This is a genomic window from Stenotrophomonas rhizophila (genome assembly GCF_000661955.1).
Lineage (GTDB): Bacteria > Pseudomonadota > Gammaproteobacteria > Xanthomonadales > Xanthomonadaceae > Stenotrophomonas > Stenotrophomonas rhizophila.
Genome location: NZ_CP007597.1, coordinates 1,347,407 through 1,362,909 on the forward strand (window position 1 = coordinate 1,347,407; position 15,503 = coordinate 1,362,909).

Here is a 15,503-nt window from a genome sequence, read left to right on the forward strand (position 1 = left end):
CGTTGGTCGGCTACCGTAACGCCGCGCGGGTAGAGCCGACCGTTGGTCGGCTGCCGTAACGCCACGCATCCAAGCAGCCGACCAATGGTGGGTTTTACCGGCGCGGGTCCAGCGAGATCAGCCGGGTGGCATCGAGCAGCGCCGCAGGCAAATGCACGCCGCCCGGTGCGGCCAGGTAACGCGCGCGCCATTGCGGGGCGAACTTGGACTTGAAGCGGCGCAGCCCGCTGAACCCGTAGAAGCGTTCCCCGTGGCGGGCCACGATGTTGGCAAAGCGGTTCCAGCGGCCGGCCAGCCGGTGCTGGGCCAGCCCGGACAGCGGCGCCATGCCCAGCGAGAAGCGGTGGAAGCCGTGTTCGCGGCCCCACAGGAACAACTCGATGAACAGGAAATCCATGGTGCCCTTGGGCGCGTCGTCGACGTGCCGCATCAGGTCCACCGACAGTTCATGCCCGGCCGGTGCCTGCCACAGATTGGCGAACGCCACGATGCGGCCTTCAGCCTCCACCAGCGCGACCGGGAAGCGCACCAGATAGTCCGGATCGAAGCTGCCCAGCGAGAAGCCCTTTTCGTCGCCGGCCTTGTCGTCCAGCCACTGTTGCGAAATGGCGGCCAGTGCCGGCAGCAGCGCCGGCACCTCTGCCGGTGCAGCCACGCGGAAGCTCAGGCCGCCGCGCTTGCCGCGGTTCCAGGCCTGGCGCAGGTCGGCGCGCTCGCGTCCTTCCAGGCCGAAATCCTGCAGCGGCACCATCGCCTCCTCGCCCAGTTTGACCAGGGTCAGCCCCAGGTCGAGGTAGGTCTGCCAGTAGGCCTCGCCAACCTGGTAGAACACCGGGCGCAGGCCGAGCCGGTCGGCTTCCTCGCGGAAGCGCCAGATCAGCCCACGCGCCACGTCCGGCGGTCCCACCGGGTCGCCCATGGCAATCAGCGAACCGCCGTAGCGCTGCATCATCACAAAGCCGCGCTGGTCGGCATCACGCAGCACCGCCTTGTCGGCGGTCAGCACCAGGCAGGCCTGGGTGTCTTCGGCGGCGAGCAGGATCGGCGCAAGCGCATCCAGCGTGGGCGTGTCGGCCGGCGGCAGCGGGCTGCGGGTGCTGTGCAGCAGCCGCGCCAGGCCGAAGATGGTGAGCGCGATGGCCACCACCAGCAGCGCACGCAGGGCGCGCGGCGCATTGCCTTGCAGGGCGAACTGCCACCACAGCTCGTTCTGGTATTCCACGTGGCTGTAGACGAAGAACAACAGCCAGATCACCGCCACCAGCACCAGGCCAAGGTTGCGGATCCACGGCCATGACCAGGCTTCGTCCAGCAGCGCGCCCTGGCGGTAGAACTCGCGACGCGAGGCCCACAGCGCCATGGCCACCAGCAGCGCCGACAGCGCGATCAGCACCTGGCCGCCGCGCAGCCAGATCGGCAGCGGCGCGATCACGCAGATGCCCAGCGCCAGCATCCACGCGGCGTGGCTGCGCCGCTGCAGGCCCTGGCCGATCAGCAGCAGCGCCACGCCGGCGAGGCTGCCGAGCAGGTGCGAAGTTTCCAGGATCGGCAGCGAGGCGTTGAGCAGGTGCCGGCGCGGCGTGGGCAGGGTGCCGTCGATCACCAGCGCCGCGCCCACGCTGAACACCGCCAGCGCGATGATCTGCGGCAGCCACGGGCGCAGCGCGGTCCAGCCGGCGCGGGTGGCCCCGGCGCCGACCCGCAGCGGCTTGCGCAGGGCCGGGCCCAGCGCCAGCAGCGTGGCCAGCAGCAGCGGCAGCACGTAGTAGGTGACACGGTAGATCAGCGCCGCGGCCAGCACGGCGGCCGGTGCCACCTGCGGCAACAGCTTGAGCAAGCTCCACTCGAACACGCCCAGACCCGCCGGCACGCTGGAAATCAGCCCGGCCAGCACCGCCACCAGGTACAGGCCGACAAAGCCGGGCAGACCGGTCGGGGTGTCCATCGGCAGCAGCACGTAGAACGCGGCGCTGGCCAGCACCAGTTCGACCACGCTCAGCGCGGTGACCCAGAGCATGGTGCGGCGGTCGGGCAGCCACAGGGCGTGGCCGCGGATGCTGAAACTGCGCCCGTCGCGGCCGACCAGCAGCAGCGTGGCGGCATAGCCAAGCAGGCCGACGATGCCGGCCACGCGCACCGCCTGCACCGATACCGGCAACGCCAGCGCTGCCGCGCCGGGTTCCAGCACGAAGGCCAGGGCGAGCAGCAGCCAGGCACCGAACACGAAGCCGAGCGTGCTCATCAGCACCACCTGGCCAATCTCGCCCAGGCTCAACCCGGCGCCGCCGTAGCCGCGCAGCCGTACCGCACCGCCGGTGAGGGCGGCAAAGCCCAGGGTCTGGCCCAGTGTGTGCGCCAGGAAGGCGGTGATGCCCACGCGCGCCGGATGCAGGCGCTTGCCACTGCGGCGCAGGCCGATGGCATCAAAACCGATCAGGCAGGCGTAGCTGGCCAGGCCCAGCACCACGGTCAGTGCAATCTGCCCCGCGCCGAGATGGCGGAAGGCCTCGCGGATGGCACGGTAGCCATGTTCGTCGAATTCGCTGGCCAGCCCGCGCAGGGCCAGCGCCAGGATCGCCAGGCTGAAGATGACGGTGGCGGCACGGCGCCAGGCGAGGCGGGCCGGTGCGGGAGCAGGGGTTGTTTCGGTCATCGGTGAAGCGTGCTCCGGGGCGGGCGATGAAAGAGTCAAGACAGGCGGCGCGGTGGTGCGCGCGCATCGTGCGCCTGATGCGCACGCTTGCCAAGGGTGTGCGCTGTGCCTGCCGTGGCGGCAATGATCCAGGGCAAGGACAGGCTCACACCGCATCGGTGACAATGGCCCATCACCCAGAGGAGCCATCGCCATGTTGGAACGTTTCGACGTCGGTCCGCGCATGTCTGAAATGACCGTGCACAACAAGGTTGCCTATCTGTCCGGGCAGATCCCGGAAGACACCAGCCAGGACATCACCGGCCAGACCCGGCAGGTACTGGAAGAGATCGACAAGCTGTTGGCCCTGGTGGCCAGCGACAAGCAGCACGTGCTGCGTGCGGAAGTGTTCCTTGCCGACATCAACGACTTCGCCGGCATGAACGCCGCGTGGGACGAGTGGGTGGTGGCGGGCATGACCCCGGCGCGCGCGACGGTGGAAGCCAAGCTGGCCGACCCGAGCTGGAAGGTGGAGATCGTGATTACCGCTGCGTTGCCGTAAACAGCAGCATGTAGAGCCGGGCTCTTCCCGGCTGCTCGCCGGCCATGCAGATTCAACAGCAGCCAGTAGAGCCGGGCTCTGCCCGGCTGCTCGCCAGACATGCAAATTCAACGGCAGCCGGGCAGAGCCCGGCGCTACGGGCGTGTGCCGCGATCAACGTCCGGGGTTACGGGGCGGGGGCCGCGATCAACGTCCGGCGCTACGGGACAGGTGCCGCGATCAACGTCCGGCGTTACCGGGCGGGCGCTGCGATCAATGCGATGCAATCCACCGGGCACGGGGGTATGCACAGCTCGCAGCCGGTGCACAGGTCGGGCAGGACGGTGTGCATGTACTTGGCACCGCCCACGATGGCGTCCACCGGGCAGGCCTGGATGCATTTGGTGCAGCCGATGCAGTCGGCTTCGATGATCAGCGCGACCTGCGCGGGTTTGTGCGCGCCGCGGCTGCGGTCGAACGGCAGCGCCGGCACGCCCAGCACATGGGCCAGCGCACGGGCGCCATCGTCACCGCCCGGTGGGCAGTGGTCGACGCCGGCCTCGCCACGGGCCATGGCTTGCGCATACGGGTAGCAGCCGTCATAGCCGCACTGGCCGCATTGGGTTTGCGGCAACAGGCGGTCGAGGCGTTCGATCAAACTGGCGGTGGTGCTGGGCATGCGTGGCGTCGGCTGCGCGGGGCGTTATGTAAGGGGTTTGCCGCGATACCAGCGGTCGTGGGCGAGCGCCAGCATGGGCCGGTCTTCGCGGCTGTCGCCGTAGGCGTGGATGCGCTGGAAGCGTGACAGGTCGTAGCGTTGGCGGATGTGTTCGACCTTGCGCGGGCCACAGTCGCCGTCGGCATAGCGCCCGGTCAGGCGGCCGTCGTGGCTTTCCAGGCGGTTGCAGATCAGGCCCAGCCCCAGCGATTCGCACCACGGCCGCAGGTACAGGTCCAGCGAGCCGGACACGATCACCACGGTGTGTCGTTGTTGCAGGTGCCAGCGGATCTGTTCGAGCATCTGCGGGCGCACCACGCCGGGCAGCACGTCGCGGGCATAGCCGACGGCCTGGGTGGCGATGTCCTCGCTGTGGCGGTTGCTGAAGGTCAGCCGGGTAACGCGGGCGCGGATCCGTGCGGCCGAGATCAGCTTGAGCCGGTAGGCCAGCAGCCACGGACCCACTTTCCACCAGGCCTGGGCCAGTTGCTCAGGGGTGGCCACGCGGCGCAGGAAGCGGCCGTAGGTGTCGCAGGTGGTGACCGTGTGGTCGAAATCGAACAACGCCAGTTCCAAACCGCACCTCCGTCCGTGCAGGCCAGCAGGCGGGGACGGCGGCAGCGCCGCCCCCGGATGCGATCAGCGTACCGGCATGCCGGGCTGGGCGCTGCTGTCGGCGTCGAGCAGGGCCAGGTCGCCGCCGTCGAAGCCAGCCGACAGGATCATGCCTTCGCTCAGGCCGAAACGCATCTTGCGCGGGGCCAGGTTGGCGATGAAGACCACGCTGCGGCCGACCAGCTTCTCCGGTTCGCCGTAGCTGGCGCGGATACCGGAGAAGATCTGGCGCTTGCCGAGGTCGCCGGCATCCAGTTCGAAGCGCAGCAGCTTGTCCGAGCCGTCCACGCATTCGCAGACCAGCACCTTGCCGATGCGCAGGTCGAGCTTGGCGAAGTCGTCGATGCCGATGTAGGCCGGGCCGTCGGCAGGTGCGGCGGGCACCGCCGGTGCCGGTGCGGCAGCAGGCTTGGCGGGCTTGGCCGGGGCAGCCGGGGCGGCAGCGGCGAGGGTGTCCTTGGAGGCGTCGGTCATGGCGTCGATCATTTTCGGGTCAATCCGGGTGAACAGCGGGGCATACACGGCAATGGTGTGCGCGGTGAGCGGGCGGGCGACGTCGGTCCAGTCCTGCACGGGGGCGGCCAGGAACGCGTCGGCCTGGGCGGCGGTGGCCGGCAGGATCGGCTTGAGCGCGGTGACCAGCACGCGGAACAGGTTCAGGCCCTGGGTGCAGACGGCCTGCAGCTGCGCGTCGGCGCCCTCCTGCTTGGCGATCACCCACGGTTTCTGGTCGTCGATGTAGCGGTTGGCTTCGTCGGCCAGGGTCATGGTCAGGCGCACGGCGGCGGCCGGGTCGTTGCGCTCGTATGCCTCCCGGATGGGGGCGAGGGCGGCGACGAAGCGGTCGTACTGGGCGGCATCGGGCAGGCTGTCGGCCAGGCGGCCGTCGAAGCGCTTGCTGATGAAGCCGGCGCAGCGGCTGGCCAGGTTGACGAACTTGCCCACCAGATCAGCGTTGACGCGCGCGGTGAAGTCGCTCAGGTTCAGATCGAGGTCTTCGACGCCGCCGCCGGACTTGGCGGCGAAGTAGTAGCGCAGGGCCTCGGCTTCCAGGCCGACGTCGAGGTAGGTGCGGGCCATGACGAAGGTGCCGCGCGACTTGGACATCTTGGCGCCGTCGACCATCAGGTAGCCGTTGACGTGCAGGCGGGTGGGCGCGCGGTGGCCGGTGCCGTGCAGGACGGCCGGCCAGAACAGACCGTGGAAGTTGACGATGTCCTTGCCGATGAAATGGTGCAGTTCGGTGCTGGTGCCGGCGCGCAGGTGGGCGTCGAAGTCTTCGCCGTTCTTGTCGCACAGGGTCTTGAAGCTGGACAGGTAGCCGATCGGGGCATCCAGCCAGACGTAGAAGTACTTGCCGGGCTGGCCGGGGATTTCAAAGCCGAAGTAGGGGGCATCGCGGGAGATGTCCCAGGCGCGCAGGCCGCCGTCGGCATTGAGCCATTCGCCGAGTTTGGCCTTGACGCCGGGCAGGGCGACGTCGCCGGCGAGCCACTCGCGCAGGAAGGCGTCGAAGTGGCCGACTTCGAAGAAGAAGTGTTCGGAGTCGCGCATTTCCGGGGTGGCCCCGGAGATGACCGAGCGCGGGTCCTTCAGTTCGGTGGGGGCGTAGGTGGCGCCGCACACTTCGCAGTTGTCGCCGTACTGGTCCGGGCTGCTGCAGACCGGGCAGATGCCCTTGATGTAGCGGTCGGGCAGGAACATGCCCTTGGCAGGATCGTAGAACTGGGCCACGGAGCGGCGCGCGATGTGGCCTTCGGCCTCAAGCTTGAGGTAGAAGGCTTCGGTGAGCGCTTTGTTGGCGGCCGAGTTGGTCGAGTCGTAATGATCGAACGCGACGCCGAAGGCGGCAAAGTCGCGCTCGTGGCTGGCCTGGATGTTGGCGATGAAGGCTTCCGGGGTGACGCCGGCCTTTTCGGCGGCGAGCATGATCGGGGTGCCATGGGTGTCATCGGCGCAGACGAACCAGGTTTTGCCGCCGCTCATTCGACGCGCACGCACCCAGATGTCCGCCTGGATGTAGCCGACCAGGTGGCCCAGGTGCAGGGGGCCGTTGGCGTAGGGCAGTGCGGTGGTGACTAGAGCGGTGCGGGTCATGGTCTGCGTTGTTGCCTTGGGGACCGGGGATTATCGCATGGAGGGGGTGGGCGCCTGCGGCGGGCTTTTTTTTCGAAGCCGGAGCCAGAGCCACAGCCACAGCCACAGCCGAAGCCACAGCCGAAGCCGAGGCCTGTTGACCGGTCTGCTGGGGGAGGGCTGGGGTGGGTGAGGCCGCGGGGCACGCTGCAAGTACGTCCGTGTAAGCTCCGCCACCGCATCCATGCGGTGGAGGGCCCCGCATCCTCACCCACCCCAGCCCTTCCACAGTTGGCTGGTGTGCATGGGAAAGGCGGGGGCAGGGGCAGAGGCCGAAGACCAAGCGAAGCGAACCGGGCCGATCGAACCGAACCGAACCGAACCGAACCGAACCGAACCGAAAGGAGCTTCTGCGTGCCGAAGCCGGAGACAGAGCGGTTTGGTTCGGGGTGTGGGGAAGAGTAGAAATGCAAAAGGCCGAAGCGGCGCAGCCGCTTCGGCCTTCTTCTTCCTCCCAACCGGCGATGCACATGCCTGGAGGGCGAGGCGGGTTAACCCCCACCGGGACCGTCCACGGCATGGATGCCGTGGACGAGCCCCCATGGATGGGTTCACGGCGTGTCCCGGTGGGGGTTAACCCGCCTCGACCACACCATTGAAATGACTAGACAAACAGCGCCAAATTACTCCCGCACCCATGTCTGGGAGCGGCAGATGAAGGCGATGCAGCCGGAGACGTCGAGCTTGGCGCCGCCGGTCTGGAGCTTGACCTTGGACTTGTAGGTCTTGCCGTTGGCCGGGTCCAGGATGGTGCCGCCGGACCAGGCGTTGGCGCCGTCGGCCTTCAGGTTCCACAGGATGGTCATGCCCTTGACCGGCTTGTTCTTGTTGGCGCCTTCGCAGCCGTCGCAGACCGGGTTGGGGCCCTTGTCCGAATGCAGGATGTCCACGACCTTGCCGGTCAGCGCGCCGTTGGCGGCCTGGGTGATCTCCACGATCGACTTCACCTTGCCGGTCTTGTCGTCGATGGTCTTCCAGCGGCCAACCGCACCGTCGGCGGCGCTGGCCGACATCGCGGCCAGCATCAGCGGCAGCGCCAGCAACAGGGTCTTGAAAGTCTTGCGCATGTTCCCCTCCCAGGGATGTCGGTGAAGGCCGGCGCAGTGCCGGTACAGGCCGACTGTATACCCATTCGCCGGGGTATGGGCAACGGGGGTCAGCCGATTTCGTACAGCTCCAGCGGCAGGTCGTCCGGATCGGCGAAGAAGGTGAAGCGGCGGCCGGTGTACTCATCGATGCGGATCGGTTCGCACACCACGCCGGCGGCGGCCAGGCGCGCGATCATCGGTTCCAGGGCCGCTACCCGGAAGGCCAGGTGACGCAGGCCCTGGGCCTCGGGGCGGCTGGGCCGGGGCGGGGCGCCGGGAAAGGAGAACAGTTCGAGCTGGCTGCCGTCGGGCAGGGCCAGGTCCAGCTTCCAGGAATCGCGTTCGGCGCGGTAGTTTTCGTCCAGTACACGCAAGCCCAGTACCTGGGTGTAGAAGGCCTTGGAACGGGCGTAGTCCGCGCCGATCACGGCCACGTGGTGGATGCCGAGCAGCGGGGTGTCGGTTGGAGGCGTCATTGCAGGGTGTCCAGCCAGCGCTGGGCGATCTGCAGCGCCAGCGGATAGGGTTCGGGGCCGTCGCGGTTGGTCAGGATGATCACCGTCAGGTGCTGGCGGGGATAGCGCAGGATCACGTTGCGGAAGCCGATGCTTTCCCCGCTGTGCCATTGCGCGTCGCCATTGAGCCGCCAGCCGAAGCCGTAGAACGGCACGTCCGGCTCGTTGGTGCGCGTGGCCGGGGCGAAGGCCTGGCGCAGGGAGGCGGTCGTGAGCAGGCGCTGGTCGTACAGCGCCGCGTCCCACCGGGCCAGGTCGTCGAGCGAGGAATAGATGCCGCCGTCGCCCAGCACCGCGCTGGTCGGGCTCTGGTCGGTGCGCTGCCAGCGCCCGTCGAGCGCGCTGTAGCCATAGGCGCGCCGGGCCACGTCGTCCACGCCGTCCTGGTGGGCCACGGTGTCGCGCATGCCCAGCGGCTGGAAGATCCGTGCGCGAAGGAACGTGGCGAAATCCTGGCCCGATGCCTTGGCCACCACCAGCGCCAGCAGCGCGTAACCGCTGTTGCTGTACCGGTACCGGCTGCCCGGGGCGAACAGGGTGCGGTCCTGGGCCTCCAGCAGGTGCAGCACGTCGATGTCGTGCACCTGCGCGGTGGCCGCGGCGGGCATCAGGTCTTCGTAGTCGAGCAGGCCACCGGTATGGCTGAGCAGGTGGCGCAGGGTGATCGCGTCGGCGGCGGCCGGCAGCGAGGGCAGCCAGCGTTTGAGCGGGTCGTCCAGGCGCAGTGCGCCGTCTTCGGCCAGCAGCAGGATCGCCGCGGCGGTGAACTGCTTGCTGACCGAGGCCAGGCGGAAGTTGGTCCGGGCGGTCACCGCCGTGTGGTCTTCGACCACCGCCAGCCCGTAGCCGCGCTGGAACACCGGCTGGCCATCGTGCAGGACCAGCACCGCCGCGCCCGGCACCTGGCCGTCGTAGCGCTGCAGCAGCGCGTCGATGCCAGGGTCGGGCGGCGACAGTACCGGCGCTGCCGGCGTGCCGCCCGCCGCCAGCAGGCCCAGCCAGACCAGACCGCCCGCCATCAGCCTGCTGCGGTAACGCCGGCGATCACGAGGCTGCATGGCCGGCTCCGTGCATGGGTCAGGGGGTCGCGGCGGGCGCCGCTGTGCCAGCGGTCTCGGCCGCGATCCAGCGGGTCATTTTGGCGTCCAGGATATCCAGCGGCATCGAGCCGTCGCGCAGGACTTCCTCATGGAAACGGCGCAGGTCGAAGCGCGGGCCCAGCGCGGCCTTGGCGCGCTCGCGCAGCTCCACCATCTTCAGTTCGCCCAGGCCATTGGGCAGGGTCTGCCCGGGCAGGGCCATGAAACGCTCGACTTCGGCAGTGGCATCTTCGGTGGGCATGTCGGCGGTCTTGACCAGGTAGTCCACGGCCTGGCGCTTGCTCCAGCCCTGCGCATGCACGCCGGTATCAGCGGCCATGCGGGCGGCGCGGGTCAACGCGGCCTGCAGGTAGCCGATGCGCTCGTACGGGTCCTGGTACACGCCCAGCTGCTCGCCCAGCGATTCGGCATACAGGCCCCAGCCCTCGATGAAGGCGATATCACCGCCGAGGCGGCGGAAGCGCGGCAGCTTGTCCAGCTCCTGCTGCAGGCCCAGCTGCACATGGTGGCCGGGCACACCTTCGTGCAGGAACTGCATCGGCGCCGACCAGCGGCGGCGGGTAGGCAGGTTGGCGGTGTTGACGTACAGGATGCCCGGGCGCATGCCATCGGGCAGGGGCGGCTGGTAGGCCACCGCCGCCGCACTGGCCGCGCGTTCGGGTTCCACCGCACGCACCTCCAGTGGCGCCTTCGGCAGGGTGCCCAGCAGGGCCGGCAGGCGGCTGCCCACCTGGGCCTGCAACTGCTTGTAGCGGGTCAGCAAGGCCTCGCTGTTGGCGTACTGGAAACTGCGGTCGGTGCGCATGTTGCGCAGCACTTTCTGCTGCGACCCGCGGATCTTGTTGTCCTTGAGGGTCGCGGTGATCTGCGCCTGCAGGCTGGCCACGCGCTGTTCGGCCACGGCGTGGATCTGCTTGGCGTCCAGGGTGGCGGCGGTGCTCTGCACGATGTTCTGGGTGTACCAGGCCTGGCCGTTGGGCAGCGCGCCCAGGCCATCGCTGGTGCGCGTGGCCGGCAGGTATTCGGTGGCGATGAAACCGCGCAGGGCGCGGTAGGCCGGCATGATGCGGTACTCGATCATGCGCTTGTATTCGGCGGTGATGCGCGCCTTGTCCGCCTCGGGGAAATCCTCGGGCATGTTGCGTACCGGCGCCCAGAAGATGCTCTCCTCTGCGGTCGGCTTGATCACGGCATCCAGCTGCGGCAGCACCTTTTCCATCAGGTCGCGCGGCTGCACCACGCCGGCCTTCATGCCGTCGCGCATGTTGGCCACGGCCTGGTCAAACAGCGGTGCGATGCCCAGCGAGCGCTTGGACCAGCTGTCGTAGTCGGCCACGGTGTTGAACGGCTGCGCGCCCGAACCGGAGCCCAGGATGGCCATGATGCTGCCCAGGTTGTAGTACTGGCTGACCGGCAGCATCCAGCTGGGGTACTTCTCGGCGGCCAGCGACATGCGCGCATCGCGCACGAAGATTTCGTAGCTGAGCAGGTCCTGGCCGGTCAGGCCATCGGTGCCGATCTTTTCGACCTTGCCCAGCCATTCCACGGTGAAATCATGCGACTGCTGGCGGTAGGCGGCCGACAGGATGTTGGGCAGCTGGTCGTTGTGGCGGGCATCGCCCTGGAAGGTGGCCTGCAGCGGGTTGAGCCGCATCGAGGCATCCCAGTATTCATCGTAGATGCGGTTGAGCTGGGCGGCCTTGCTCTGCTGGCGGACCAGCGGCTGGCGCGTAGGCGCGGCGGCCGGACGTGCGCGCGGCTTGGCCTTGGGCTTGGCGGCAGCGCGGGTCTGCGCGGCAGCCGGTCGGTTGGCCTTCTTCTTGGCAGCTTCAGCCGGTGCGGCGCTGCCGAACAGCAGCAGGGCGGCGATGGCGAGCGCCAGGGCGCGGGCGGGATGGGGCATCGGCGGTATCCGTAAAACACACAGACCGGGGAGCTTGCCCGATCCGTGCGCATACGGCCAGCGCCGGCCCCTGGTCAGTTTCGTGCGGTACGGGCCTCAGTCAGCTGCGGCATCGGCCCGCAGCTGCGCGGCGCGCTCGGCGCCCAGGTAGCGGGTGATGGCGCGCCGCATCAGGTACAGCAAGGGAATCAGGGCGATGGCAAAGCCCATCTTGTAGACATAGTTGACGCTGCTGACCGCCAGGAACAGCGAGGTGGGCCACTGCTGCGGGCCCAGCACGAACGCGATCCAGATCACCACGAAGCTGTCCACCAGCTGCGACACCGCCGTGGAGCCGGTGGCGCGCAACCAGACGTGGCGTTCGCCGGTGGCCCGGCGGATGCGATGGAAAATGGAGACATCGATCAGCTGCCCGACCAGGAACGCCACCAGCGACCCGGCGATGGTCCACATGCCCTGGCCGAACACCGCCGCGAACGCGGCCTGGTAGTCGGGCACGCCATGGGCGCTCATCGAGGTGACCCACCAGCTGGCCGGCACCAGCGAGATCGCGGCGAAGGCGAACAGGAAGCCGTAGCTGATCAACACCACCGCCAGCCATGAGATGAACTTCACCCCGCGGCGGCCAAAGAACTCGTTGATGGTGTCGGTCATGATGAACACCACCGGCCACAACAACGTGCCGGCGGTGAAGCTGAGCGAGCCGGTCTGGCCGAACAGGTTCCAGTTGAACGGCGCCACCCCGAGGGTGTCTTCGAGCGCGAAGATCTTCACCCCGATCAGTTCGGCCAGCACCGCGTTGGCGCAGAAGAACGCCGACAACGCGATGAACAACAGCACCGCGCGGTCCTGCAGCGGCCGCGCGCTCACCTCAGCGGTCGCCGGCGCGGGTGAACGGTACGCTTTCCGGCGCGACGGCACCGCCGGAGATGATGAAGCTCATCGCCTGGTCGACGGTCCAGTCGGTGGGGGTCAGCAGTTCCACCGGCACGATTTCCAGGTAGCCGGAGGTGGGGTTGGGCGTGGTCGGTACGTACACGGCGGCCAGCTCGCGGTCGGTGCCCTGTTCGCGGATCACCCGCGTGACCAGGCCCACCGACTTCATGTCACGGTGCGGGAAGTCGATCAGCACCACGCGCTGGGTGCTGCCCGGTTCGGTCTGCAGCATGTCCAGCAGCTTCTTGGCGCTGTCGTAGATGATGCTGGCCAGCGGAATGCGCTTGATGACCGCGCCGAACCAGCGCAGCAGGCGCTGGCCGATCACCCGGCGGCTGAGCACGCCCACGCTGAGGATCACCAGCAGGGTGGCAGCCAGGCCGATCACGTTCTGCATCCACTCGACCTTGACCCAGCCCAGGTAATGCGGGAACGAGGCGGCGATCTGCTCGGACAGGGGCACCACCACCGGGCTGGAAATGCCCGACAACAGCACGAACACGAATTTGACCACCACCCAGGTCAGCCAGATCGGCAGCAGGGTCAGCAGGCCGGTCAGGAACAGGCGCTGCAGGGAGGGGCGCGGAACGAGTTGGGGGGCTTCGGGCGACATCGGCGCATTGTAGCGGTGCGGCCGCCCGGATTACCCTGCCTGCCGCTGCAGGGAGCGGCGCAGGGAGGGAATGCTGTGTTGAAGGGACTGAAGTGGGTGGGGGTGACCGTGCTGGGGTTGGGCGCGCTGGTAGGGCTGGTGCTGCTGGTGTCGTGGTTGCTGCCGGTGCCGGCCGAGGAACGCCGGGCGCTGCAGGCCATGGAGGCGGGGTTGCCCACGATGGCACCCGAACGCAATGCGTTCCCGGCGATCTGGCTGCTGGACCATGACGGCATGACACCGGCGCAGGTGCAGGCGCAGACCGCCGAGGATGCGCGCCGTTGGGCGCCGGGGCCGGCCAGCGGCGCGGACCCGGCCGGCGATGCCGTGGCGGACGACACGCGGTTTGCCAAGGTCATGCCGGCCACCGGCTGGTGCCGGCGCAGTGTCAGCGCCTGTCTGGCCGCGGTACGTGCCGACGCCGATGCGGTGGCGCAGGCCCATGCCGGCCATGACGGGTTGCACGCCCGCATTGCCGCGCTGGGCGAGGACGATCACTACCGCTCGCTGTTCGTGCCCGACGTGGCGATGCCCTTCCCGTCGTTCCAGGTACTGATGGAGCGCACCTCGTGGCACGCGCTGGCGCATGTGCGCGGCAACAGCGCCCAGGCATTGCAGGGCACCTGCGAGGATATCCGCACCGGGCGCATGCTGATGGCGCACAGCGACAGCCTGCTGGTGGCGATGGTGGGTTCGGCGATGGCCGAGCGCAACGCGGGTCTGTTCACCGAGATCCTGGCCGAGCTGCCGACGGGCACCGCTGTCCCGGCGACGTGCCGACAGGCGCTTGTCGCCCCCACGGTGGCCGAGCTGGACCTGTGCCTGCCGATGCGCGGCGAGTTTGCGTTCGTGCGGGCGGCGATGGCCAACCAGCCGGCGCTGGAGCAGGCGCAAGGCTGGTTGCACGACGAAGGCAAGACCCAGGCCCGCAATGCCTGGCAGATGTCGCGTACCTGCAGCACCGAGGTGCAGGCGCAGATCCGCGACGATCGCCCCGTGCAGCTGCCCGCGGCGCCGTCGATCTGGTCATTGGCCTGCGTGGCCAACGCGGCCGGTTGCATGACGCTGGCCATCAGCGAGCCGGCATACGACGGCTATTCCCTTCGCATGCAGGATGCCGGCGCCCAGCTGCGGCTGGCGGGGGCGATGCTGTGGCTGCATGGGCAGCCGCGTGGCCAGACCGACGCGCTGGCCCGCCTGGCCGCGATGCCGCAGGCGCTGCGCAGCACGCAGCGCCCGCCGCAGCTGAGCGCCGATGGGCAGCGGGTGCAGGTGCCGCGCTACGGTCGCGCGGGCGACGGCGGGCCGGCGTGGATCAGCGCACCGCTGCCGCAGGCGTGGCGCCCGCATTGAGCGGCGCAGTTACGGCAGCGGATTGAACGCCGCGCCGTCGCCGATGCTGTCCAGCGTCCAGCGCTGCGTCGAGGCCAGTTTCTCCCAGCCCACCTGTTCGCCGTCCGTTTCGATGCTGCCGCTTGCGCGGCGTATTTTCGCGGTGGAGTAGTTGATGCTCACCGATCCGGTCTGGCCCGAATTGCGCATCATCGTGTCACTGTCATAGCCGATCAGCGCGAACGCGTCGTGCTGCCAGCGGAAGGTGAAGCGGGTGGACCCGGTGGCCCAGCTGCCGGCGTTGGAGAAGGCGTACAGGCCCACCTGCAGCGTGCCGCGCACGATCGACACGCCGCCCGCGCCGTCCTCGAACACGTCCGACAGGTTCGGGTACTCGTGGCGCGGAATCAGCTGGTGGTTCTGCGCGGCCAGCGCATAGCTGCCATCCGGCCGCGCCCAGGCGATGGCGAGCAGGCGCGGGTTGCTGTCCAGCGGGCTGATGCCCATGCCGTCGTGTTCAAGCACGTTGCGGGGATCCTGCTGGCGCAGCACCAGCACCAGGTCGGCACGCCGGTCGGCGTTGAGGTCGCCGTCCAGCCGCTGTTCGATGCGCCAGCCGCGCGGCACGAAGCCGTTCGCATCCGCGGCGGTGGCCGGCAGCGTCGGATAATCCACCGGCGGTATGTCCAGTGCGTGCGCAAGCACCGGCAGGCACAGCAGGGGCAGGGCGATAAGCAGGGTACGCATGATGCAGGGGCCGACGTTGGGGGCGCCGAGCATAGCAAGCACGCCGCGTGCTCAGCCCTTGCGGGCGCCGCCGTTGCGCGCGTCCGGCTTCAGCCGCAGGTACACCTGCTTGCGTACCCGCGCGACCACCTCGCCCTGTGCGTCGAGAATGTCGTTGCTGAACCAGTGCAGATACTTTTCGCCACCGGCCGTGGCGGCACGCAGCTGGTCCAGCAGCGCGTCATCCAGATGGAATTCCGCACGCACCGTGCCGCGACCCGGTTTGAGGAATTCGATTTCGCCGGCCCGGTCCCACACGTAATAGTCGCGGCCCAGGTTGTGCATCACGGTGAGCATCCAGAACGGATCGGTCATCGCAAACAGGCTACCCCCGAAATGGGTGCCCACGTAGTTGCGGTTCCAGGGGCGCATGCGCAGCTCGACCTGCACGTGGCGGTAGTCGGGGCTGACTTCGGTGACATGGATGCCGGTGAACAGGAACGGCGGCCACAGGTTCATGCCGTGGCGGAACACGCTGGCTTTCATCGGGTCGACCCAGGTTGCGAACGAGGGATGAATCTTACCATTCGCAGGCGTATGGTGTGGCAA

The 15,503-nt window shown here is 68.6% G+C and carries 14 protein-coding genes; 2 read left to right on the forward strand and 12 right to left on the reverse strand.

Features of this window, described 5'->3' with window-relative positions:
• Positions 1-94: 94 nt before the first annotated feature.
• Positions 95-2,653, reverse strand: a complete 2,559-nt coding sequence (mprF, locus tag DX03_RS05655) for a bifunctional lysylphosphatidylglycerol flippase/synthetase MprF (protein WP_038687067.1) — start codon at positions 2,651-2,653, stop codon at positions 95-97.
• A gap of 193 nt (positions 2,654-2,846) precedes the next feature.
• Here mprF and DX03_RS05660 point away from each other — a divergent pair, with 193 nt between their 5' ends.
• On the forward strand, positions 2,847-3,194 hold the full coding sequence (locus DX03_RS05660) for a RidA family protein (RefSeq protein WP_038687069.1): 348 nt from the start codon (positions 2,847-2,849) through the stop codon (positions 3,192-3,194).
• Positions 3,195-3,426: 232 nt separating this feature from the next.
• Here DX03_RS05660 and rnfB read toward each other — a convergent pair whose 3' ends face one another.
• The 9 genes from rnfB to DX03_RS05705 form a co-directional block, all read right to left on the reverse strand.
• On the reverse strand, positions 3,427-3,852 hold the full coding sequence (gene rnfB / locus DX03_RS05665) for an Rnf electron transport complex subunit RnfB (RefSeq protein WP_051598750.1): 426 nt from the start codon (positions 3,850-3,852) through the stop codon (positions 3,427-3,429).
• Positions 3,853-3,876: 24 nt separating this feature from the next.
• Positions 3,877-4,467 (reverse strand): HAD family hydrolase, encoded by a 591-nt coding sequence (locus DX03_RS05670; protein ID WP_038687071.1) that lies wholly within the window; start codon positions 4,465-4,467, stop codon positions 3,877-3,879.
• A 63-nt stretch (positions 4,468-4,530) separates the two neighbouring features.
• A complete protein-coding gene (gene metG, locus DX03_RS05675) occupies positions 4,531-6,603 on the reverse strand; it encodes a methionine--tRNA ligase (protein WP_038687073.1) in 2,073 nt (690 codons plus the stop codon).
• Positions 6,604-7,265: 662 nt separating this feature from the next.
• Entirely contained in the window at positions 7,266-7,709 is a 444-nt protein-coding gene (locus DX03_RS05680) for a DUF2147 domain-containing protein (protein ID WP_038687075.1), read from the reverse strand.
• Positions 7,710-7,798: 89 nt separating this feature from the next.
• Entirely contained in the window at positions 7,799-8,206 is a 408-nt protein-coding gene (gene gloA2, locus DX03_RS05685; RefSeq protein WP_038687077.1) for an SMU1112c/YaeR family gloxylase I-like metalloprotein, read from the reverse strand.
• On the reverse strand, positions 8,203-9,264 hold the full coding sequence (locus tag DX03_RS05690; protein ID WP_051598751.1) for a serine hydrolase domain-containing protein: 1,062 nt from the start codon (positions 9,262-9,264) through the stop codon (positions 8,203-8,205). Before DX03_RS05690 ends, gloA2 begins: the two co-directional genes overlap by 4 nt.
• Positions 9,265-9,322: 58 nt before the next feature.
• On the reverse strand, positions 9,323-11,248 hold the full coding sequence (locus tag DX03_RS05695) for a DUF885 domain-containing protein (protein WP_038687081.1): 1,926 nt from the start codon (positions 11,246-11,248) through the stop codon (positions 9,323-9,325).
• Between the two features lie 96 nt (positions 11,249-11,344).
• On the reverse strand, positions 11,345-12,118 hold the full coding sequence (locus DX03_RS05700; RefSeq protein WP_038687083.1) for a queuosine precursor transporter: 774 nt from the start codon (positions 12,116-12,118) through the stop codon (positions 11,345-11,347).
• A gap of 1 nt (position 12,119) precedes the next feature.
• Complete coding sequence (locus DX03_RS05705) at positions 12,120-12,797, reverse strand: DUF502 domain-containing protein (protein ID WP_038687085.1); 678 nt, start codon at positions 12,795-12,797, stop codon at positions 12,120-12,122.
• Positions 12,798-12,872: 75 nt separating this feature from the next.
• Between DX03_RS05705 and DX03_RS21475 the strand changes: the two genes are divergently transcribed.
• A complete protein-coding gene (locus DX03_RS21475; protein ID WP_185753470.1) occupies positions 12,873-14,189 on the forward strand; it encodes a hypothetical protein in 1,317 nt (438 codons plus the stop codon).
• Between the two features lie 9 nt (positions 14,190-14,198).
• On the opposite strand, the gene DX03_RS05715 is transcribed toward DX03_RS21475, so the two are convergent.
• Positions 14,199-14,915, reverse strand: a complete 717-nt coding sequence (locus tag DX03_RS05715) for a hypothetical protein (protein ID WP_038691943.1) — start codon at positions 14,913-14,915, stop codon at positions 14,199-14,201.
• Between the two features lie 51 nt (positions 14,916-14,966).
• Positions 14,967-15,440 (reverse strand): DUF4442 domain-containing protein, encoded by a 474-nt coding sequence (locus tag DX03_RS05720; protein ID WP_038687088.1) that lies wholly within the window; start codon positions 15,438-15,440, stop codon positions 14,967-14,969.
• Positions 15,441-15,503: the final 63 nt, after the last annotated feature.